The sequence below is a fragment of the Candidatus Sphingomonas colombiensis genome (assembly GCA_029202845.1).
In the GTDB taxonomy this organism is placed as follows: domain Bacteria; phylum Pseudomonadota; class Alphaproteobacteria; order Sphingomonadales; family Sphingomonadaceae; genus Sphingomonas; species Sphingomonas colombiensis.
On the sequence record CP119315.1, the window covers coordinates 502,240 to 521,594 of the forward strand.

Genomic DNA, 19,355 nt, shown 5'->3' on the forward strand with positions numbered 1-19,355 from the left:
CGAAAAGAGAAAGGTTCAAGATGAAGCTCGATAACACTGTCTCGGCCGTCATCACCGGCGGCGCCTCCGGCCTTGGCGCCGCGACCGCGCGGCTGCTCGCGTCGAAGGGCGTCAAGGTCGCGCTGTTCGACCTGCAGGAGGAAAAGGGCGAGGCGCTGGCCAAGGAACTCGGCGGCGTGTTCTGCAAGGTCAACGTCACCGACGAGGCCTCGGTCGACGAAGGCTTCGCCAAGGCCCGCGCGGCGATCGGCCAGGAGCGCATTCTGGTGAATTGCGCCGGCACCGGCAACGCGATCAAGACCGCGAGCCGCAGCAAGGAAGACGGCTCGATCAAGCACTTCCCGCTCGATGCGTTCAACTGGATCATCCAGATCAACCTCGTCGGCACGTTCCGCTGCATCGCCAAGTCGGCCGCCGGCATGCTGACGCTCGATCCGATGGAAGACGGCGAGCGCGGCGCGATCGTCAACACCGCATCGGTCGCGGCGGAGGACGGCCAGATGGGCCAGGCGGCTTATTCCGCGTCCAAGGGCGGCGTTGTGGGCATGACGCTCCCGATCGCGCGCGACCTGATGGGCGAAGGCATTCGCGTCAACACGATCCTGCCGGGCATTTTCAACACGCCGCTGCTCGCCGCCGCGCCGCAGAACGTGAAGGATGCGCTGGGCGCCTCCGTGCCGTTCCCGAAGCGTCTTGGCGATCCGGCCGAATATGCCGCGCTCGCCACGCTGATGATCGAGAACGGCTATTTCAACGGCGAGGACGTCCGCCTCGACGGCGCAATCCGCATGGCCCCGCGCTGAGCCGAAGCGTGAGTGCGGGCGAGCCAGCTTGTCCGCACCCACGCACGGCCGGCCGGCGGGTCGCGCAGCGAACCCGTCCGACGACGCGGGATTAACTCCCGCGTCGCCTCCCTTCTCCTCACACAGGACACCCGGATGCCCCGTCCCGCCGCATGGCGCCTGTCGCCGGATGCCTATCCGATCCGCGAAACGATCCAGACGCGCTATCAGGATCTCGATCCGAACGGGCATCTCAACAACGTCGCCTTCGCCGCGCTGTTCGAGACGGCGCGCGTGCGGATCAATCAATCGCTTGGCGGGCGTGAGACGACACCCGATTTCCGCGCTGTCGTTGCGCGCAACGAAATCAATTATCTCGCGGAAGGCAGCTTCCCCCAACCAGTCGAGATCGCGATCGGCATCGGCACGATCGGCAACCGCAGCTGGGAAATGCTCGCCGCGATGTTCCAGAACGGCCACGCAATCGCGACCTGCGACACGGTGATCGTGATGACCGCGCCCGTGGGCGCTCCGCTCCCGGACGCGATGCGCGAGCGACTGGACGGCCTGCGCGTCACGGGGGCGTAAGCCATCATCCCCCGCACCCGCGCCTTATGATCGGAAGCGGAGCGCTAGCCCCGCCCCCAGGTGCACCGCCGTTCGTTACAGCGACTGCCCATCATCCACATCGATTACCGCGCCGGTCACCTGCGCGGACGCATCCGAGGCGAAATAGAGCATCATCGGATCGAGCGCGGTGATCCCCATCATCCGCTTGCGGTGGAAGCCCGCGATCTGCTTCGCTCCCCCCTCGGTCTCGAACCAGTCACCCGCGATCTCCGTCTGCACATAACCCGGCTGGATCACGTTGACGTTGATCCCCTGGCGCACCCATTCACGCGCCAGATTGCGGCCGAGGTGCGCCACGCCGGCCTTCGACGCGGCATAGGCGCTATCGCCATGCCCGGTCAGGTGCGCGGTGATCGAGCCGACGATGATCGCCCGCCCCTTGCCGCTCTCGCGCGCGCCTGCTGCGATCAGCCGCTTCGCTCCTTCACGCACCGTCAGATACGCCCCGAGGAAATTGGCATCGAGCAATTGCCGCAGCCCCTCCGCCGACACATCCGTCGCGCGGCCGCCGTGGCTCATCCCCGCATTCGCGACGATCGTGTCGACCGTCCCGAACCGCGCCTCGGCTGCGTCATAAGCGGCGATCGTCGAGGCCTCGTCACCGACGTCGAGCGCGACCGCCAGCGCATCCGCGCCAATCTCCGCCGCCAGCGCCTCGACCCGTTCGACCCGGCGCGCGCCCAGCACCACCTTGGCCCCCGCCTCGGCGTAGAGCCGCGCGAAATGCGCGCCAAAGCCCGAGGACGCGCCCGTAATCAGCGCCACTCGCCCGTCCAGCCTGAAAGCCATATTCGCCGTCTCCCTAATTCGCCCGGTTCGTTGCGACGCGCGGCCGATATGGTCAACCCATCTTGCCCCTTGCCAGCGACGCGGCACGCGGCGAAAGCAATCGTCAAAGGGGAAGCGTTCGATGTCTATCCTGTCCGACCGCTGGATTCGCGAGCGCGCGATCGCCGACAATATGATCGAGCCATTCGTCGAGGCGCAGCGCCGCGATGGCTGCATCAGCTACGGCCTGTCGTCCTATGGCTATGACGCGCGAGTCGCTGACGAATTCAAGATCTTCACCAACGTGGACAACGCGCTGGTCGATCCGAAGGATTTCGCGGCGAACAGCTTCGTCGATCGCAAGACCGACGTGTGCATCATCCCGCCGAACAGCTTCGCGCTGGCGCGGACCGTGGAGTTTTTCCGTGTGCCGCGCGACGTGCTGGTGATCTGCCTCGGCAAATCGACCTATGCGCGCTGCGGCATTATCGTGAACGTCACGCCGCTTGAGCCCGGTTGGGAGGGGCATGTGACGCTGGAATTCTCCAATACCACGCCGCTCCCCGCCAAGATCTATGCCAATGAAGGCGCATGCCAGTTCCTGTTCCTGCAAGGGAATGAGCCATGCGAGATCAGCTACGCCGACCGCGCCGGCAAATATATGGGCCAGCGCGGCGTTACGCTGCCTCGCCTCTAAGGCCATGTAGATAACGCATCGGCTTGTTTGTCGGGGCATCACCGCCCCGGAACGGTCCATGCCTGACAATGCTCGCGGAGGGTATTCCTGACGCATTGCGCCGCATCGCGCCGGCTTCACGCATCGCTTGATAGCGGGGCCGTGCCCCGTGCGTATGTTTAGGGATACGCCTCAGCGGGTGCGCGGATCGGGGGACTGCGCGGCGATCGTAACTTGCCCCGTCTCGATATACTGGAGGCCGGCGACAAAACGATGCCTGCCAATCTGCCGGCTGCAAACGCATCTCCCGACAAAGCCGCGGCAGCGACATTCTGCGCACAAATGCCAGCAGACCCTGCGCGAAGCTTTTGGCCGCCCGCTGCCACAAACGGGCGCTGTGAAATCACAACGGCCTATTCTGAGGGCCCATTCTTTAGCGAAGCGCCTCTCGCGCCTGCGTTCGGGGAGAATCGGGAACGCGCCGCCATATATGGTCGGACTAGTCGAGGCTTCCCGCGTCCAGCAATCGCGCCAGATCAGGATGATGATCGGCATTTACGCCGAAGGCCGCGTTTAAGATATTTCTGCGTCCGGAGACGCCGTTCGAGCGCCTTTTTTAACCCCAGCCCATCGGGCGATCGGGGTTGCGAAGATCAGAACGCCAATCGGCGTGATTTCACTCGCACGCCCGACAAAAGAAAAGGGCGGCCCCGAAGGACCGCCCTAGACTTCATATCACGATCATCGGCCGAAGCCTTTAGAAGTCGCGATAATATTGCTCGTTCCCGATGAACCCGAGCTTGGTCACGCGCGAACGCTTGACCACCGCCAGCGTCCGGTCGACCACCTCATAGCGGGCCTGCGGATCGGGCTGGAAGTGCAGCTCCGGCTCCGGGGTCATGCCGGCAGCGACATCGAGATACTGACGCAACGTCACCATATCGACGGGCGTACCGTTCCAGGTGACCGTGCCGTTGACGTCGATCGCGACCTTGTTCTTGTCCGGCTCAACCGGCGGAGGGGTCGGATTCGCCTGGTTCTGAGGCAGATCGACCTTAACCGCGTGGGTCTGGATCGGGATGGTGATAATGAACATGATGAGGAGCACGAGCATGACGTCGATCAACGGCGTCGTGTTCATTTCCATCATCGGCTCGCCGTCGTCGCGGCCGCCACTCATTGCCATGTAGTGTTACTCCTGACCGCTTCGCTTACAGCCGCTCGGGGTTTTCGCCGGGCGGCGGCTCTGAAATAAAGCCAACCTTGGCGAAGCCAGCCATCTGCATGTTGAAGATCGCGCCACCGATGCAACGCCACGGCGTATTCACGTCACCGCGGATATGCGCTTCGGGCAATTCCAGGCCGGGCGCCGACACGCCGCCCTGACGGGCGATTTCGGCCTTCAGCTTGGCGACCGCGCGATCGAGCAGCTCCTGATGGGTCACTGGGGTCAGCCCCCAATAAACCTTGCAGACGCCGTCCGCGCTCGTGATCGAGAGCGAAACGTTCTCGGGCTTGGTCGTGGTCGGGTCGAAACGGACGTCCGGAAGCTTGAGCTTCACGGACTGGATCACGACCGGAACCGCGATCAGGAAGATGATGAGGAGCACCAGCATGACGTCCACCAGCGGGGTCGTGTTGATGTCCGACATCGGGGTCTCGGCGGCGGAGTTGCCGCCAGCGCTCATCGCCATGTGTCAGGCTTTCCTACTCATTCGGCCGTCGGGCGAACCCTTCGGCTGGTTGGCGGGGCCGTCACAAGGACAGCCCCGCCTCCCCTATTTTATCTTACGCGCGGGTCTGCGTGCCAGCGGGCGCAGCCGCAGGCTTCGCCGGCGCCGGCTTCGGCGCGCCGGCCAGCGACGGACGAACCGCGCCGTTCGAAGCGAGATAGCCGAGAACGTCGTTCGAGAAGGCCGAGAGGTCTTCCGAGATCGACTTGTTGCGACGCTGCAGCCAGTTGTAAGCGAGCACCGCCGGAACCGCGACGACGAGGCCGAGCGCGGTCATGATGAGTGCTTCACCGACCGGGCCGGCGACCGCGTCGATCGACGCCTGACCAGCCGCACCGATCTTGATGAGTGCGCGGTAGATGCCGATAACCGTACCGAACAGACCGATGAACGGCGCGGTCGCACCGACGGTCGCGAGGAACGCCAGGCCGCTGCCCAGCTTCGAGTTGATCGAAGCTTCCGAGCGAGCGAGCGAACCGTGCAGCCAGTCATGCGCTTCGACCGGATCGGTCAGACGCGAGTGCTGATCCTGCGCAGCGAGACCGTCGTCGACGATCTGCTTGTAGGCCGAGTTCTTCTCGAGCTTGGCCGAGCCTTCGCGCAGCGAGTTCGAGTTCCAGAAGCCTTCGCGGACGCGCTTCGCCTGGTTGATGATCTTCTGCTGCTCGAACAGCTTCGAGAACAGAATGTAGAACGAGACGATCGACATCAGCACCAGGATGCCGAAAACGGTCTGCGAAATCAGGCCGCCCTCCTTGAGGGCGGGGATCAGACCGTACGGGTTGTCACCGTGGGCGGCCGGCGCGGCAGCGGCCGCGAGAATGGTGGTGATCATAAAGTTGCTAGTCCCTTGAAAAACGAATGGCGTCAGAAGGTGGTGTTGAAGAGGATCATTCTGGGATGACCCACTTCACCGGCAGAGAGGTCCTGGATGCGATCGGCTGGCCGTTCTCATCCTTGGCCGGCGAGTAACGGACGCGACTTTTCGCGATCCGGCACGTCGCCTGATCGAGGGCAGCACTGCCACTCGACGAAGAGACCTCGCAATCGGTCACGCGGCCATCAGTGCCAATCGTGAGCGCCGCGACGACACGCCCCTGCTCGCCTGCGCGCAATGCCGACGGCGGGTAGTTGTCCGAGTTAAAATATTGACCCGGATTTCCCTTCGCGACAGCCGCCTGCGAAACACGCGGCGGTGCGGGCGGCGGCGCCGGAGGCGGCGGCGGCGCGAGCACCGGCGGTGCCGGCGGCGGATTGGGCACAACCGCGATCACCGGCGCAGCCGAAGTCGTCTGGACGATCGGCGGCGGCGCAACCACTGGCGGCGGTGTCAATTTAACGTCTGGCGGCGGGGGCGGCGGCTCATCCGGCGGCGGGGGAGGTGGCTCCTCCACGTCGAACGTATTTAACTTCTCCGACACCTTTTTCACGTATTGGTACGCGAGGCCGGTGACGAAGGCGTAGCCGAGCGCAAGGTGAATCGCCGCGACGATAACGATCGCGACGACCTTGCTCCCGCTCATCTTCTGGTCAGCGTAGGCCATTCAGCAGTGAAACTCCCTCATCCCTAGGGCCACTAGGGCCGGACCCCCGATCCAGCGCATCGAACCGGCGACCCAGTACGTCCGTAGGCTAGAACATGCCACGGTACGGCGCGACTCCTATCGCGCGGTTCCGAGGCGTGCAAACGCTTTGTCTGGCGCAGCAAACGTACAATCTCTGCATGGCAGAATTATTTCTGTATCGGAAGGCCTCAATGCCCTAACCCGGCCAACATGAAATCACGTACGTTTTCTCGCGCACTCGCGTTGGCCGCATTGACCGTTTCGCCCGGATTTCCGGCCTTCGCACAGCAACAGGCCACCCCGGTGGCGGAAGCCGGCCCTGCCGCCCCACCCTATGCGGACATGGCGGATCTGGTGATCGCAAGCCCGTTGGTGATCGATGCGACGATTCGTTCGACTTCTAAGATAAAACCCATCGATGCGCCGGGCCTCGCCCCCGGTTCGACGCGTTTTTACGTCGAAGCCGACGTCAATGCCCTGATTCGCGGCCCCGGCGCGATTCCGCCGCGCCTCGGCTATTTGCTGGATGCCGCGCCGGACGGATCGGGGCGCACACCCAAGTATAAGAAGTCCCGCGTCCTGTTGTTTGCCCGCCCCGTTCCCGAACGCGGCGATCAGGTGCAGCTCGTAACGCCAGGCGCGCAACTCGGCTGGTCAGCGGCAAGCGACGCGCTGGCCCGGCAAATCACCGGCGAGATACTTGCGAGCGATGCGCCCCCGGTGGTGATCGGGGTCGGCAATGCGTTCCATGTCGCAGGTTCGTTGCCCGGCGAAGGCGAGACGCAGATATTCCTGCGCACCGCCGATCATCGCCCCGTCTCGCTGTCGATTCTGCGCCGTCCCGGCGAAAACCCGCGCTGGGCAGTAGCATTGTCGGAGATCATCGACGACGCAGCAGCCCCGCCGAAACCCGATACGTTGCTGTGGTATCGGCTTGCCTGCGGATTGCCGCGCCGGTTGCCGGACGACGGGCTCGCCTCGCTCTCCGCGAGCGATTCGGCACAGGCGCGGGAAGACTATCGATTCGTTCTGGAACGATTGGGACCGTGCGGCCGCAACCGCGCGCGCATCAGCGGCGGTGGCGGACCAGCGTAATCCCGATCGATTCGCCGGCTTCGGCGATCGCCAGCTTGACGATCTTCACCGTCACCCGAAGCACCCGGCGATCCTGCAGGAACAAGGTTTCGGCGATATGATCCGCGACGCCCTCGATCAGCGTGAAATGCACGCCCGGGGGCAGCGCGCTGGTCGCGGCGCGCTTTAGATCGAGATAGTTCTTCGATGCCCCAAGCGGCGTGTCCGGCGCATAATAAGCGGGCGCCTCGAGCCTGACGCCGATCGAGATTCGCAGCGGCTGCGGCAGATGCGTTTCCTCTGAGTAGATGCCGGTCAATACCGGCACCTCCAGATCGTGCACTTCCAGTTCGAGACTGTCGTCCATCAGGCGCTCGTCAAAGAATTGTCCGCCCGCGCGGAAGAAGCGGCGCGTCTAGGCCTCCCCCTGCGACGGGGCAAGCGAATCAGGCTTTCGCGCTCGGACGATTGCTCGCCGCAGCGTGCCAGCGCCGAAGATTCTGTGCCGATTCCGGCATCATGAGCTTGGCCGCCTTGGCGAAGTCGATCGTCGCCAATGCGGTGATATCCGCAAAGCTATACGCCTCGCCGGTCATCCATGGCCGCGTCGCCAATTCCTGATCGAGCATTTCGACGAACATATCCCACATCACCAGACCGCGCGCGGCAAGTTGCGGAATTTGTGCCATTTCCGGCCACTTTCCCGCCGCCCCGCGACCCACGAAGGCCGGGCTGCCGTTACGCAGAACATAGACGGCGGCGGCATAGCCCTCATTTTCGATTCGCCGTGTCATGCTCTCGATCCGCGCAATCTCCAGCGGGGTGCGGCCGAACAGGGGAGGATCGGGGTGCAGCGCCTCGAAATATCGGCAGATCGCCGCCGATTCGCAGATCACTTCACCGTCATCGAGTTGCAGCGCGGGCACCATGCCGCGCGGATTGACCGCGAGATAGGCGTCGCCAAGCTGCTCGTCCGCGCGCAGGTCGATCATCACCCGCTCGACGGCGATGCCCTTCTCCGCGAGGTAGATTCTCACCCGCCTCGGGCTTGGGGCCCAGACTGCATCATAAAGCTTCACGGCGTCATTCCACTTGCGTTCAGACGTACTATCGCTAATCCGCGCCGCCCTTGGCGTCCATCAGGGAATGAGGCGGTTGATCGAGCTAGTTGCGCTGGACAGAGTAGATCAGGACGCGATCGAGGCATTGCTCGATCGCGCGTTCGGCGATGATCGCCATGGGCGCACCGCCTATCGCCTGCGCGCCGGAACCAAACCGATCCCCGGCCTGAGCCTTGCCGCAATCGCGGATGGCGCATTGGTGGGAACGATCCAATGCTGGCCGGTCGCCTTCACCGCCGACGATGGCGGCGAGGCCCCTCTCACCCTGCTCGGCCCCGTCGCGGTTGAGCCGGGGCGCCAGCGGGACGGGATCGGCCGGCTGCTGATGACTGCCTGCCTGGAAGCCGCAGCCCGCGAAGGGCTGGACGGTGCGATCATGCTGATCGGCGATCCGGAATATTACAGCCGTTTCTTCGGCTTCACCGCCGAGCACACCGCCGGCTGGCGCTTGCCGGGTCCGGTGGAGCAGCATCGTTTGCTCGCGCGCGGGAACGACGTTCCGGGCGGCGCGGGGACAATCGGTCCACGCGTCACCGTCTCTGCCTGACCTTTACGAGAACGCCCCCCTCCCCTAGGCGCTGGCTATGCCGATGGCGCCGCCGCCCGATTTCGAAACGCTGACGATCGCCGATATCGCGCGATTGGCGGAGGGCGATCGCCTGCCGCCGGTCGAGCGCTGGCATCCAGAACATTGCGGTGGCAGCGATATGCGGATCGCGCGCGACGGCACCTGGTTTCATCAGGGCTCGCCGATCGGGCGACAGGCGATGGTCCGCGCGTTCAGCCGCATCCTGCGGCGTGAGCCGGACGGCGGATATGTCCTCGTCACCCCGGTCGAAAAGCTCGACATCGCGGTGGAGGACGCGCCCTTCGTCGCGGTGGAGATGAAGGTTGAGGGCGAAGGACGCGATGCCACCCTCGCCTTTCGTCTGAACACCGGCGATCTCATCACGGCTTCCGCCGAACATCCGTTGCGCTTCGTGGAGAAGCAGGATGGGCCGCACCCCTATCTCCGGGTGCGCGGCGGGTTGGACGCGCTGGTGACGCGTGCGCTCTATTATGACCTTGCGGAGCGGGCGATCGCAGGCGACGACGATCCGATCGGCGTGTGGAGCGCGGGGGTTTTCTTCCCGCTTCAGCCATGAGCAATCTCGCGGATCGCCTGCATCGCGCGCTCGCCGCTGGGTTGGCCGAACAGCCGACATTGCTGACCGGCGATCGCGCCGATCTCGATCTCGGGCCGGACGACATTATGCGCCCGGCGGCGGTGCTGATCCCCGTCACCGATCGCCCGCATCCCGGCGTGATCCTCACCCGCCGCCCGGAAACGATGCGCAGCCATCCGGGGCAGATCGCCTTCCCCGGCGGCCGGCTCGATCCGGGCGAAGATGCGGTGACCGCAGCATTGCGCGAAGCGGAGGAGGAGATCGCGCTCCCGCGCAGCCAGGTCACCGTGATCGGCGCGGTCGATCATTATCGTACGGTCACGGGCTTTCTGGTGACCCCGGTGATCGGCGTGGTGCCGCCGGACCTGCGGCTGGTCGCGAATGAGGCGGAAGTGGCCGCGGTGTTCGAAGTACCGCTCGATTTCCTGCTCGATACCGCCAATCACGTCGAAGCCACGGTGGAATGGCAAGGCCATGAACGCCATTATTACGAAATCACCTGGGACGGACATCGCATCTGGGGCGCCACCGCCGCGATGATCGTCAACCTCGCACGACGGCTGAGATGGACAGCATAAACACCGATAAAATAATGCTCCCCACCGCCGATTGGCTCAAGCGCCCCGGACTGGAGCGGCTTGCCGACGCACTCGGCGCGGCCGATGGAGACGCTCGCTATGTCGGCGGCGCGGTGCGCGACACCCTGATCGGGCTCGACGTGGCGGACATCGACATCGCCACTCGTCACCCGCCTGCCGAGGTGATTGCCCGGCTGGAAGCGGCCGGCATCCGCGTGATCCCGACCGGGATCGATCACGGCACCGTCACCGCCATCTCCAGCGGGACGGTGGTGGAGGTGACGACGCTGCGCCGCGACGTTTCCACCGACGGCCGCCGGGCGACCGTGGCGTTCACCGACGACTGGCGCGAGGATGCCGCGCGGCGCGATTTCACGATGAACGCGCTTTATGCCGATCCGCTCACCGGCGAGATTCACGACTGGTTCGGCGGGCTCGCCGACCTCAAGGCGCGACGCGTGCGCTTCATCGGCGATCCCTATCAGCGGATCGCGGAGGATCACTTGCGGATTCTGCGCTTCTTTCGTTTCCACGCGCGGTTCGGCGACACGATCGACGCCGAGGGGCTCACCGCCTGTACCGACCGCGCGAATGATCTGATGGCGCTGTCACGCGAGCGGATCGCGGCGGAATTGCTCCGGCTGCTCGTCGCGCCCAATGCGGTTCCGGTGGTCAAGCTGATGATCAAGCACGGCATTTTCCGTCCGGTCCTGCCCGAGATCACCTGTGCCGCGGCATTCGAGGCCCTCGCCTCGCATGAAGCGGCGGAAGGCGTCGCTCCCGATGCGATCCGGCGCCTCGCCGCGCTGATCGCGCCGGACGAAGCGGAAGGGGTCGGGGCGCGTCTCCGGCTTTCCAAAGCTGATCGTAAGCGGCTGCACGTGGCACATGACGGCGCGGGCGATGAAGGCGCGCGCGCGCTCGCCTATCGCGTCGGCCCGGCAATCGCGACCGACCGCCTGTTGCTCGCCGGCGAGAGCGTCGCGCCGCTACGCGACTGGGCCCCGCCTCGCCTGCCGATCAGCGGGGGCGAATTCGTTGCACGCGGCGTGGCGAAGGGGCCGGAGGTCGCGGAGCTGTTGCGGCAAGTAGAAAGCGAATGGATCGCGCACGGCTTTCCCGGCGCGGACGAGACGATCGCGATCGCCGATCAGTTGTTGCGTTCGCGCAGCAGCCGGTAGGCCGCTTCCGCCTCCAGCGGCGGCGCATAGGCATAACCCTGGCCATAAGTGCAGCCGAGTGCGGCCAGCGTTTGCCCAACCTCGTCCGCCTCGATCCCTTCGGCCACCGTATCCATGTTGAGCGCGGCGGCGAGCCCGAGCACCGCGCGGACGATCGCCACCTTGTCGCGATCGGCCAGCATGCCGGTGACGAAGCTGCGATCGATCTTCAGGATATCGATCGGCAGTTTCTGAAGGTAGGCAAGGTTGGAATAACCGGTGCCGAAATCATCCATCGCGATCGTGGCGCCCAGCGCCTTCAACGCATGGAGCACGCGCGCGATGCGTTCCGGCTCCGCCACCAGTGCGCTTTCGGTGAGTTCCAGCCGCAGACGCCGCCCCGACAAGCCATGCAGTTCGAGCGCGCCCGCGACCATCGGCGCCACCGCGTCACGCTGCAACTGGATCGCGGAGAGGTTCACCGACATGGATACGCCGCAATCACCGCCGGTGCGCAAATCCCATCCCGCGAGCGTGCGTACCGCCTCGTCGATCGCCCAGCGTCCCAGCGGCAGGATCAGCCCGGATTCCTCCGCCACCGCGATAAAGGTGGCTGGAGATTGCGGCCGCCCCGCCTGATCCGTCCAGCGCGCCAATGCCTCAAAACTGACGATCCGCCCGGTCGAAAGATCGCAGATCGGCTGAAAATGCAGCGTCAGCTGCCGATCCTCGATCGCGCGGCGCAACGCGGTTTCCAGCGCGAACTCCTCGCGCGCGCGGACGAACGCCTGATTTTGGTATGCTTCGGCCCGCCCGCTCTGCTTCGAGCGTTTCACCGCGAATTGCGCGTGGCGGATCACATCCTCCGCCTCGTCCACCGTCTCATCGACGAACGCGAAGCCGATCGAACAGGATACGTGGATTTCGTAATCGCTCAGCCGGAATGGTGCCGCGAGCACCGCGCGGATACGCTTGGCGACATGCTCCGCCTCATCACGGCTCTCGTCGATCGACAGTAGGATGCCGAATTCGTCGCCGCCGGTGCGCGCCAGCACGTCGCGCGCGCGGAGCGCCCCCTTTAGCCGCCGCGCCAACGCCATCAGCAATTCGTCACCGGCCATGCTGCCAAGGCAGGCGTTGATCCGGCTGAACCGATCGAGATCGACCACCAGGACTGCGCAAGCCGCATCGCCTGCGGCGATCACGGTTTCGAGCATATCGCCGAAGCCGCTGCGATTGGCGAGCCCGGTTAAGCTGTCGATCGTCATCTCGCGCCGCAGATTCTGCTCGGTGCGCAATTCGCCGGTATGATCGACGAAGCTGACGAGGCAGCGCGGCTCTGCGCGATAGCCGACGCGCGCCAGCGTCACGATGAAATGGCGCTGCTCGACCGCATTGCCGATGTTCCAGATGAATTCCGCCCGGGCATCACCCGCCTCGAGAAACGCCGCCACTCGCGGCATCATTTCATCCAGCGCACGGTCCAGCCCCAGCCGCCGAAAGATGGTATTCGGCATCTCCCGCACCAGCCGACCATCGTCGATGCCGGCGATCACCGCGGCGATGGGCAACAGCTCAAGCGCGCCCTCTGCCGCGGTCATGCCAACGGGCATGACCGACGGGATGGCTTTCGCGAAGACTGCCCCTGTCGTCATCAATGATCCGTGTGGAATATGGATCGTTAAGGATGACCTAAATTTACAATTGCTTCGCGGGAGAAGCTAAAACCGATCAATACTTCTCGATCGATGAACAGTCATAGCCGGCCGCCGGCGTGCACGGCCCCATGGCTCCCCGGCGCCACACCGGGTCAACGGGAACGCGCCGCCCTAGAAACGATTGTCGCGCGGGAAGCCATTGGGCGGCATGCGCCCCGCCGCCCCGCGCGCCGTGCGCCACGGCGACAGATCGCTTTCGGTTCGCACACGCCCGGTCTCGCCGCCCATCGACCAACTCAGGCCATCGGCATAACGGAAGGTGATCGCATCGGAGAGCCCGCCGTCGCGATAACGCTGAAGCTGCACGCCCTGCCCGCGCGCCATCTCCGCCACTTCGGAAAGCGGAAAGACGACCATTTTGCGATTGTCGCCAATCGCCGCGACATAATCGGCGCCCTCCGCGATTGGCCGGGCGATGGTGAGTTTCGCGCCCGGTCGCGGGGTCATCACCGTTTTGCCCTTGCGGGTTTCGGCGGTCACGTCCGCTGCCGCGACGACGAAGCCGCGCCCGTCGCTCGCCGCGATCAGGATCTTGCCGAGCTTCGCGGCGCTCATGAACGCGGCGATGCCAACGCTGCCGTCCAGATCGATCGTCGCGCGCACCGGCTCGCCGAAGCCGCGGCCGCCGGGCAATTTATCCGCCGCCAGCGTGTAGAACCGCCCATTCTCCGCCGCGAGCAGCAGCTTGTCGGTGGTCTGCGCGTGGAACGCATAGGCCGGACCGTCGCCTTCCTTGAATTTCAGCGTCTCGGCCGAGGCCAGTTCGACATGGCCCTTCATCGCCCTGATCCAGCCGCGCTGCGACAGGATCACGGTGATCGGTTCGCGCTCGATCATCGCCTCCAGCGGGATTTCGCGCGCGGGGGCGGCTTCCTCGATCGTCGTGCGGCGCTTTCCCAGCGCGGTTTCCGGGCCATAGCGATCGCGGACCTTCGCCATGTCCTTCTTGAGCCGGGTGCGCTGGCGTGCGTCGGAGCCGAGCAATGCCTGAAGCTCGGCCTGCTCCTTGGTCAGCGCGTCCTGCTCGCGCTTCAGCTCCATCTCCTCCAACCGGCGCAACGAGCGCAGCCGCATGTTGAGGATCGCCTCCACCTGCCGATCGGTGAGCTGGAACTCCGCGATCATCACCGGCTTTGGTTCATCCTCGGTGCGGATGATCTCGATCACGCGATCGAGGTTGAGGAAGGCGATGATGTAGCCCGCGACCAGCTCCAGCCGGTCGGCGATCTTGGCGAGGCGATGCTCGGTGCGGCGGCGCAGCACGACGAACTGATGCTCGACCCACTCTTCCAGCGCCTGCTTCAGGCTCATCACGCGCGGGGTACGCGTCTTGTCGAGCACGTTGAGGTTGAGCGGCACACGCGTTTCGAGATCGGATAGGCGGAACAGCCCATCCATCAGCACCTGCGGATCGACGGTGCGGCTGCGCGGCTCCAGCACCAGCCGGATTTCCGCGTCGCTCTCGTCACGCACGTCGGACAGGATCGGCAGCTTCTTCTCGTTGATCAGCGCGGCAACCTGCTCGATCAGCTTGCCCTTCTGTACACCGTAAGGGATTTCGCTGATCACGATCTGCCAGCCGCCGCCCTTTTCGCGCTCCACCGTCCAGCGGCAGCGCACACGGAAACTGCCGCGCCCGGTGGCATAGGCCTCGCGGATCACCGCCGCGCTGTCGACCAGCAGGCCGCCCGTCGGGAAGTCCGGGCCCTGCACATAGGTAAGCGGATCGGCGCCGGGATTGTCGATCAGCGCGATCGCCGCATTGAGCAGCTCTGCGGCGTTGTGCGGCGGAACCGAGGTCGCCATGCCCACCGCGATGCCGCTCGCGCCGTTCGCCAGCAGGTTCGGGAACATGCCGGGGAACAGCTCCGGCTCCTGCTCTTCGCCGTTATAGGTCGGGCGGAAGGAAACGGCGTCCTCGTCCAGCCCGTCCATCAGGTCGATCGCGACCTGCGTCAGCCGCGCCTCGGTGTAACGATAGGCAGCGGCGTTATCGCCATCGATGTTGCCGAAATTGCCCTGACCGTCGACCAGCGGATACCGCAACGCGAAACTCTGCGCGAGGCGGACCATCGCGTCATAAACGGACTGATCGCCATGCGGATGATATTTGCCGATCACGTCGCCGACGACGCGCGCGCATTTCTTATATCCCGACGCGGGATCGAGCTTGAGCAGCCGCATCGCCCATAACAGGCGGCGGTGCACCGGCTTCAGCCCGTCGCGCACATCCGGCAACGAACGCGCCGTGATCGTGGAGAGCGCATAGACGAGGTAGCGTTCGGAAAGCGCGCTGTCGAACGGCGCGTCGAGGATGCCGATCGGCGGTTCTGCGAAGTCGGTGGCCATGCGGGATCAGGCTTTAGGGGGCAAACGCGATCAGGACAACGCCGCGTCCCGCGCCACCGCCGCCAATAGCCATTCGCGAAAGCGCGCGATCTTGGGCACGCGGCGCCGTTGTTCGGGGCAGACCAGCCAATAGCCGAAATTACGCGTCGAGGTCTGTTCGAACAGGCGCACCAGCCGCCCCTCCGCCAGATCATTGCGCCAGAAGAACGGCGTCAGCATCGCCACCCCCTGCCCGGCCATCGCTGCATTGCCCTCATGCGCCTGCGAATCGAGCCGCATCCCGGCGCGGAGCGCGCCCGGCGCAACCTCCACCCCTGCCTCCCGCAACCAATGCGCCCACCATGGGTCCTGCGGGCTGATCAGCGGCAGACGGAGCAAATCGAGCGGCGTGATCCGTCCGCCGTGCGCGGCGAGAAATTCCGGGCTGCACATCGGGGTGAAATCGACGCGCATCAGCAAATCCTGCGACAAGCCCTCCCACCCGCCCAGGCCGGCGCGGATTGCGACATCGACATCCTCGGCGGCGAAATCGGTCAGCGTGTCGGAGGTCTGCAGCCGCACGGCCATTTCCGGGTGCGCGATCTGGAACGCGCCGAGCCGCCACACCAGCCACGTATTGGCGAAGGTATTCGAGGTCGAAAGCGTCAACACCGCCTCATCCTCAGCGCGAATGCCGGCGAACGCCGCGTCGATCGCGTCGAATGCTCGCGTCAATTGCGTCGCGGCGCGGCGCCCGGGCTCGGTCTGGATCACGCGCCGTCGTTCCCGCCGGAACAGCGGCGTGCCCAGGCGCTCTTCCAGCAAACGAATCTGATAGCTCACCGCCGCCTGCGTCATGCCGAGTTCTTGCCCGGCGGCGGTGAAATTCTCATGCCGTGCGGCGGCTTCGAACACGCGGACGGCGGCAAGTGGAGGGATGCGACGCATGCCGCATTGATAAGGCAAGCTTGTTAATTGTGTCGAGCGATTTGTTGGCGCCAAATCGCGCCTTGCGTCATTGATAATCCCGTCATCGCAAACGGACAGGAGGAAGAAATGCGCGACGATTTTCTAACCCAGTCCTGGGCCAATTCGCACCAGTCGTTCGCTCGTTCGGTATCGACCATGATCGCCGGGATTGCCGACGCGGCCAGGATCGGATTCGCGCGGTTGCATCGGCAGCAGTTCGACGCACCCTGGCACGATCGCGGCCAGCGCTGCGGCTGATTGCCTTTCCCGGCATCGCGCGCAAACGACCTTCCCAAGCGATCGGCGGCACCCACCCTCATCCTGCCGCCGGTCCGTCGTTCGCCGCGATGGCCGGGAATCCAGCGCACCCCGGCACGGCCGGAAAATTCGACCCGAGACAAATGCGGATGGAACAGCGATAGACAACCGCCTCCATCCCATTTGACACGCCGAACCGATGACCGCGCCCAACTTTCTGACCTGGCCCGATCTCACCAGCCGGCCGCGCCCATCGCGTGACCGCACGATCGCATATGGAGCGGATCCGTATCAAAAGGTGGACCTATGGCTTCCCACCGGTGACGGACCGCATCCGACCGTAATGATGGTTCACGGCGGTTGCTGGCAAAGCGAGATCGCGGACCGGACCTTGATGGACTGGATCGCCGACGACTTGCGCAGTTCCGGCATCGCGGTCTGGAATATCGACTATCGTGGCGTCGATCGGCCCGGCGGCGGCTATCCCGGCACGTTCGAGGATGCGGCGGCGGCAGCGGATTTGTTGATGGTCCACGCGGCCGAATTTCGGCTCGACACGCGACGCATCGTCGCGGTCGGCCATTCCGCCGGCGGCCATCTCGCCCTTTGGCTGGCCGGCCGCCCCCGCCTTCCCGCCGACAGCCCATTACGCCGCGACCGTCCCTTGGCGATCGCTCATGTCATCAGTCTGGGCGGACTCCCGGATCTGGAAGCAACCGCCGCCAGCCCGGACAACGGCTGCGGTACGGAGGTGATCGCGCGACTCATCGACATTTCGCGCACCGCCCCGTTCGCCGACACCTCGATCCCGCACCTTCTGCCGCTCGGCGTGCCGCACGATCTGGTGAACGGTCGCGAAGATCTGATCATCCCCTATCGTTTCGCGACCGATTATCTCACACGCGCCACTACCGCTGGAGACCGGGTTGCACTGCATACGATTCCCGCAACCGGGCATGTCGAGTTGATCGCGCCGGAAACTCCTGCGTGGACGGCAGCCAGGACGCTGATCCGGGCCGCATTACGCGCCGGTTGATCCCCGCGCAGGCGTCTTCGACCACATTATCCGATCGCCGCTGGCGCGCACCCCCTGACTCACCGCCCCCAAGGCCGCCGATTGATTGCGCCAATCGCCCCCTTCCCGTATAGCGCGGGTTTGAGACTCCCGCCCCGGCCGCGCGGCATCCGCGCCGCCGGGGCTATTCCTTTTCAGGGGACTGGCGATGGCGCGGCGGCGGCAGATCTACGAAGGCAAGGCGAAGATCCTTTACGAGGGTCCCGAACCCGGCACGTTGATCCAATATTTCAAGGACGACGCGACCGCCTTCAACGCGCAGAAGAAGGGCACGATCAACGGCAAGGGCGTGCTCAACAATCGCATTTCAGAGCATGTCTTCACGCTGCTCGATCATATCGGCGTGCCTACGCACTTCATCCGTCGTCTCAACATGCGCGAGCAACTCATTCGACAGGTGGAGATCGTGCCGATCGAGGTGGTGGTGCGCAACATCGCCGCCGGCTCGCTCAGCAAGCGGCTCGGCATCGAAGAGGGCACCCGCCTGCCCCGCACGATCCTCGAATATTATTTCAAGGACGACGCGCTCGGCAGCCCGCTGATTACCGACGAGCATATCGCGGCCTTCGGCTGGGCGAGCCAGGAAGAGATGCACGACATCGCGGACCTCGCGATCCGCATCAACGATTTCCTGTCCGGCCTGTTCGCGGGCGTCGGCATCCGGCTGGTCGATTTCAAGCTCGAATTCGGGCGGATCTGGGACAATGATTATGGCCGGATCATCCTGGCCGACGAAATCAGCCCCGATAATTGCCGCCTGTGGGACATGACCACCAACGAGAAGCTCGACAAGGATCGCTTCCGTCGCGATCTCGGCGGCGAGGCGGAGGCTTATCAGGAGGTCGCGCGACGCCTCGGGCTATTGCCGGAGGGCGAGGATTCGGCTGTCCTCGATCTCGAAACGCATCGCAAGCGCCGCGGGAAATAACGCTTCCGCGACGCGTAATTACCGGAACCGGAATCAACCGACGCCCTCTCCCGGCAGCCTTACCGGGAGAGGGCGAGGTTCATTGGCCCTGGCTTATTGGTGCGCCGGCTGCGCGCCGGGATGCATGGCCTGCGCCTGCTTTTGCGCGGCGACATTGGCTTTGTGCTTGTAATAATAATGGCCGGCGGCGCAGCCCGCCATCGCGCCGGCAACAGCATGATGGCCGGCGTAATGCCCTGCGACACCACCCGCGACCGCGCCACGGATGCAGCCCTTGGCCAACGCCGGCGATCCGCTGAGCGCCAGCGCGCCGGCGGCCGCAGCAAGCATCAACTTCGATTGCTTCATGATTTCCTCCTGAGCGAGTGGGCATCTTCTGCCAGCCGCCGCCTGACACGATCGCGTCCGGCGGATGAAATCGCGGTAATCGTTCAGCCGGCTTTCTTCCCGCCGAAGATACGATCGAGCACCGCATCCGCCACTTCGGTCACCGTATCCACCACGTGCTGGGGATCGATGATGCCCGGATCGCCCGGCTTTGAGCGGCAAGTCGATGCCTCTGCCTTGACGCGATGCTTCATCGCGGCGGTCGCCGCCGCCGCGGCGGCCATCGTCAGGCCAGAGGCGATGATCTCGCGGCCGGCGGCGGAATTCGCCTTGTCGAGCAGCGCCTCACCCGCCTGACGAAGCTCCTTCGGGATCTTCATGCCACCGATCTTCTTGGGAATCCGCTTGCCCTTCTTGCCGTCCTTCTTCGCCATCGTTCGATCCTGCGCCGACCTACTGTACCAGTGATATAAGACACATCGGGCAATCCGCCAGTCCT

23 protein-coding genes are annotated in these 19,355 nt (G+C 64.9%); 11 read left to right on the top strand and 12 right to left on the bottom strand.

Annotation, left to right across the window (positions count from 1 at the left end):
* Window positions 1–20 precede the first annotated feature (20 nt).
* Together P0Y64_02420 and P0Y64_02425 are read left to right on the top strand one after the other, a co-directional pair.
* A complete protein-coding gene (locus tag P0Y64_02420; GenBank protein ID WEK43705.1) occupies window positions 21–803 on the top strand; it encodes an SDR family NAD(P)-dependent oxidoreductase in 783 nt (260 codons plus the stop codon).
* A 135-nt stretch (window positions 804–938) separates the two neighbouring features.
* Window positions 939–1,370, top strand: a complete 432-nt coding sequence (locus P0Y64_02425; protein ID WEK43706.1) for an acyl-CoA thioesterase — start codon at window positions 939–941, stop codon at window positions 1,368–1,370.
* Between the two features lie 75 nt (window positions 1,371–1,445).
* Here the strand turns inward: P0Y64_02425 and P0Y64_02430 are convergent, their stop codons facing one another.
* The gene (locus P0Y64_02430; protein WEK43707.1) at window positions 1,446–2,201 is read right to left on the bottom strand and encodes an SDR family NAD(P)-dependent oxidoreductase; all 756 of its coding nucleotides are present in this window, start codon (window positions 2,199–2,201) and stop codon (window positions 1,446–1,448) included.
* A gap of 121 nt (window positions 2,202–2,322) precedes the next feature.
* On the opposite strand from P0Y64_02430, the gene dcd reads away from it, so the two are divergent.
* The gene (gene dcd, locus P0Y64_02435) at window positions 2,323–2,877 is read left to right on the top strand and encodes a dCTP deaminase (protein WEK43708.1); all 555 of its coding nucleotides are present in this window, start codon (window positions 2,323–2,325) and stop codon (window positions 2,875–2,877) included.
* 736 nt (window positions 2,878–3,613) lie between these two features.
* On the opposite strand, the gene P0Y64_02440 is transcribed toward dcd, so the two are convergent.
* The 4 genes from P0Y64_02440 to P0Y64_02455 all read right to left on the bottom strand — a co-directional run bounded on the left by P0Y64_02440 (window position 3,614) and on the right by P0Y64_02455 (window position 6,133).
* Complete coding sequence (locus P0Y64_02440; GenBank protein ID WEK43709.1) at window positions 3,614–4,042, bottom strand: biopolymer transporter ExbD; 429 nt, start codon at window positions 4,040–4,042, stop codon at window positions 3,614–3,616.
* 25 nt (window positions 4,043–4,067) lie between these two features.
* Window positions 4,068–4,550, bottom strand: coding sequence for a biopolymer transporter ExbD (locus P0Y64_02445; GenBank protein ID WEK43710.1), 483 nt, complete (start codon window positions 4,548–4,550; stop codon window positions 4,068–4,070).
* Between the two features lie 94 nt (window positions 4,551–4,644).
* Window positions 4,645–5,424 (bottom strand): MotA/TolQ/ExbB proton channel family protein, encoded by a 780-nt coding sequence (locus P0Y64_02450; GenBank protein ID WEK43711.1) that lies wholly within the window; start codon window positions 5,422–5,424, stop codon window positions 4,645–4,647.
* A 55-nt stretch (window positions 5,425–5,479) separates the two neighbouring features.
* A complete protein-coding gene (locus P0Y64_02455; protein WEK43712.1) occupies window positions 5,480–6,133 on the bottom strand; it encodes an energy transducer TonB in 654 nt (217 codons plus the stop codon).
* A 231-nt stretch (window positions 6,134–6,364) separates the two neighbouring features.
* Between P0Y64_02455 and P0Y64_02460 the strand changes: the two genes are divergently transcribed.
* Entirely contained in the window at window positions 6,365–7,249 is an 885-nt protein-coding gene (locus P0Y64_02460) for a hypothetical protein (protein WEK43713.1), read from the top strand.
* On the opposite strand, the gene P0Y64_02465 is transcribed toward P0Y64_02460, so the two are convergent.
* Together P0Y64_02465 and P0Y64_02470 are read right to left on the bottom strand one after the other, a co-directional pair.
* Window positions 7,224–7,595, bottom strand: coding sequence for a dihydroneopterin aldolase (locus tag P0Y64_02465; GenBank protein ID WEK43714.1), 372 nt, complete (start codon window positions 7,593–7,595; stop codon window positions 7,224–7,226). The genes P0Y64_02460 and P0Y64_02465 overlap by 26 nt on opposite strands.
* Before the next feature lie 79 nt (window positions 7,596–7,674).
* Window positions 7,675–8,265 carry a glutathione S-transferase family protein gene (locus P0Y64_02470; protein WEK43715.1) on the bottom strand — a complete coding sequence of 197 codons (591 nt, stop codon included), beginning with the start codon at window positions 8,263–8,265 and terminating at the stop codon, window positions 7,675–7,677.
* A gap of 109 nt (window positions 8,266–8,374) precedes the next feature.
* On the opposite strand from P0Y64_02470, the gene P0Y64_02475 reads away from it, so the two are divergent.
* The 4 genes from P0Y64_02475 to P0Y64_02490 are packed head-to-tail and all read left to right on the top strand — an operon-like array spanning window position 8,375 to window position 11,274.
* Window positions 8,375–8,896: an N-acetyltransferase gene (locus tag P0Y64_02475; protein ID WEK43716.1), complete on the top strand. Its 522-nt coding sequence runs from the start codon at window positions 8,375–8,377 to the stop codon at window positions 8,894–8,896.
* A gap of 37 nt (window positions 8,897–8,933) precedes the next feature.
* Window positions 8,934–9,494, top strand: coding sequence for a DUF1285 domain-containing protein (locus P0Y64_02480; protein ID WEK43717.1), 561 nt, complete (start codon window positions 8,934–8,936; stop codon window positions 9,492–9,494).
* Window positions 9,491–10,093 (top strand): CoA pyrophosphatase, encoded by a 603-nt coding sequence (locus tag P0Y64_02485; GenBank protein WEK43718.1) that lies wholly within the window; start codon window positions 9,491–9,493, stop codon window positions 10,091–10,093. Before P0Y64_02480 ends, P0Y64_02485 begins: the two co-directional genes overlap by 4 nt.
* 14 nt (window positions 10,094–10,107) lie before the next feature.
* On the top strand, window positions 10,108–11,274 hold the full coding sequence (locus tag P0Y64_02490) for a CCA tRNA nucleotidyltransferase (protein ID WEK43719.1): 1,167 nt from the start codon (window positions 10,108–10,110) through the stop codon (window positions 11,272–11,274).
* Here P0Y64_02490 and P0Y64_02495 read toward each other — a convergent pair.
* From P0Y64_02495 to gcvA, 3 genes are all read right to left on the bottom strand, one after another.
* A complete protein-coding gene (locus tag P0Y64_02495; protein WEK44946.1) occupies window positions 11,244–12,770 on the bottom strand; it encodes a bifunctional diguanylate cyclase/phosphodiesterase in 1,527 nt (508 codons plus the stop codon). The two genes, P0Y64_02490 and P0Y64_02495, sit on opposite strands and share 31 nt — an antisense overlap.
* A gap of 312 nt (window positions 12,771–13,082) precedes the next feature.
* On the bottom strand, window positions 13,083–15,320 hold the full coding sequence (gene parC, locus P0Y64_02500) for a DNA topoisomerase IV subunit A (protein WEK43720.1): 2,238 nt from the start codon (window positions 15,318–15,320) through the stop codon (window positions 13,083–13,085).
* Window positions 15,321–15,350: 30 nt separating this feature from the next.
* Window positions 15,351–16,247 (bottom strand): transcriptional regulator GcvA, encoded by an 897-nt coding sequence (gene gcvA, locus P0Y64_02505; GenBank protein ID WEK43721.1) that lies wholly within the window; start codon window positions 16,245–16,247, stop codon window positions 15,351–15,353.
* Window positions 16,248–16,355: 108 nt separating this feature from the next.
* Here gcvA and P0Y64_02510 point away from each other — a divergent pair, with 108 nt between their 5' ends.
* From P0Y64_02510 to P0Y64_02520, 3 genes are all read left to right on the top strand, one after another.
* Complete coding sequence (locus tag P0Y64_02510) at window positions 16,356–16,526, top strand: hypothetical protein (GenBank protein ID WEK43722.1); 171 nt, start codon at window positions 16,356–16,358, stop codon at window positions 16,524–16,526.
* 199 nt (window positions 16,527–16,725) lie between these two features.
* Window positions 16,726–17,562, top strand: a complete 837-nt coding sequence (locus tag P0Y64_02515; protein ID WEK43723.1) for an alpha/beta hydrolase — start codon at window positions 16,726–16,728, stop codon at window positions 17,560–17,562.
* Between the two features lie 187 nt (window positions 17,563–17,749).
* Window positions 17,750–18,529 carry a phosphoribosylaminoimidazolesuccinocarboxamide synthase gene (locus P0Y64_02520; protein ID WEK43724.1) on the top strand — a complete coding sequence of 260 codons (780 nt, stop codon included), beginning with the start codon at window positions 17,750–17,752 and terminating at the stop codon, window positions 18,527–18,529.
* Window positions 18,530–18,622: 93 nt separating this feature from the next.
* Here the strand turns inward: P0Y64_02520 and P0Y64_02525 are convergent, their stop codons facing one another.
* Entirely contained in the window at window positions 18,623–18,877 is a 255-nt protein-coding gene (locus tag P0Y64_02525) for a hypothetical protein (GenBank protein ID WEK43725.1), read from the bottom strand.
* Window positions 18,878–18,960: 83 nt separating this feature from the next.
* Window positions 18,961–19,290, bottom strand: coding sequence for a hypothetical protein (locus P0Y64_02530; GenBank protein ID WEK43726.1), 330 nt, complete (start codon window positions 19,288–19,290; stop codon window positions 18,961–18,963).
* Between the last annotated feature and the right edge of the window lie 65 nt (window positions 19,291–19,355).

Bases quoted from the DNA above. Each gene is read 5' to 3' on its own strand.
- P0Y64_02420 (WEK43705.1), top strand. From the start codon at position 21: ATGAAGCTCGATAACACTGTCTCGGCCGTCATCACCGGCGGCGCCTCC.
- P0Y64_02425 (WEK43706.1), top strand. From the start codon at position 939: ATGCCCCGTCCCGCCGCATGGCGCCTGTCGCCGGATGCCTATCCGATC.
- P0Y64_02430 (WEK43707.1), bottom strand. From the start codon at position 2,201: ATGGCTTTCAGGCTGGACGGGCGAGTGGCGCTGATTACGGGCGCGTCC.
- dcd (WEK43708.1), top strand. From the start codon at position 2,323: ATGTCTATCCTGTCCGACCGCTGGATTCGCGAGCGCGCGATCGCCGAC.
- P0Y64_02440 (WEK43709.1), bottom strand. From the start codon at position 4,042: ATGGCAATGAGTGGCGGCCGCGACGACGGCGAGCCGATGATGGAAATG.
- P0Y64_02445 (WEK43710.1), bottom strand. From the start codon at position 4,550: ATGGCGATGAGCGCTGGCGGCAACTCCGCCGCCGAGACCCCGATGTCG.
- P0Y64_02450 (WEK43711.1), bottom strand. From the start codon at position 5,424: ATGATCACCACCATTCTCGCGGCCGCTGCCGCGCCGGCCGCCCACGGT.
- P0Y64_02455 (WEK43712.1), bottom strand. From the start codon at position 6,133: ATGGCCTACGCTGACCAGAAGATGAGCGGGAGCAAGGTCGTCGCGATC.
- P0Y64_02460 (WEK43713.1), top strand. From the start codon at position 6,365: ATGAAATCACGTACGTTTTCTCGCGCACTCGCGTTGGCCGCATTGACC.
- P0Y64_02465 (WEK43714.1), bottom strand. From the start codon at position 7,595: ATGGACGACAGTCTCGAACTGGAAGTGCACGATCTGGAGGTGCCGGTA.
- P0Y64_02475 (WEK43716.1), top strand. From the start codon at position 8,375: ATGAGGCGGTTGATCGAGCTAGTTGCGCTGGACAGAGTAGATCAGGAC.
- P0Y64_02480 (WEK43717.1), top strand. From the start codon at position 8,934: ATGCCGATGGCGCCGCCGCCCGATTTCGAAACGCTGACGATCGCCGAT.
- P0Y64_02485 (WEK43718.1), top strand. From the start codon at position 9,491: ATGAGCAATCTCGCGGATCGCCTGCATCGCGCGCTCGCCGCTGGGTTG.
- P0Y64_02490 (WEK43719.1), top strand. From the start codon at position 10,108: ATGCTCCCCACCGCCGATTGGCTCAAGCGCCCCGGACTGGAGCGGCTT.
- P0Y64_02495 (WEK44946.1), bottom strand. From the start codon at position 12,770: ATGCCGAATACCATCTTTCGGCGGCTGGGGCTGGACCGTGCGCTGGAT.
- parC (WEK43720.1), bottom strand. From the start codon at position 15,320: ATGGCCACCGACTTCGCAGAACCGCCGATCGGCATCCTCGACGCGCCG.
- gcvA (WEK43721.1), bottom strand. From the start codon at position 16,247: ATGCGTCGCATCCCTCCACTTGCCGCCGTCCGCGTGTTCGAAGCCGCC.
- P0Y64_02510 (WEK43722.1), top strand. From the start codon at position 16,356: ATGCGCGACGATTTTCTAACCCAGTCCTGGGCCAATTCGCACCAGTCG.
- P0Y64_02515 (WEK43723.1), top strand. From the start codon at position 16,726: ATGACCGCGCCCAACTTTCTGACCTGGCCCGATCTCACCAGCCGGCCG.
- P0Y64_02520 (WEK43724.1), top strand. From the start codon at position 17,750: ATGGCGCGGCGGCGGCAGATCTACGAAGGCAAGGCGAAGATCCTTTAC.
- P0Y64_02525 (WEK43725.1), bottom strand. From the start codon at position 18,877: ATGAAGCAATCGAAGTTGATGCTTGCTGCGGCCGCCGGCGCGCTGGCG.
- P0Y64_02530 (WEK43726.1), bottom strand. From the start codon at position 19,290: ATGGCGAAGAAGGACGGCAAGAAGGGCAAGCGGATTCCCAAGAAGATC.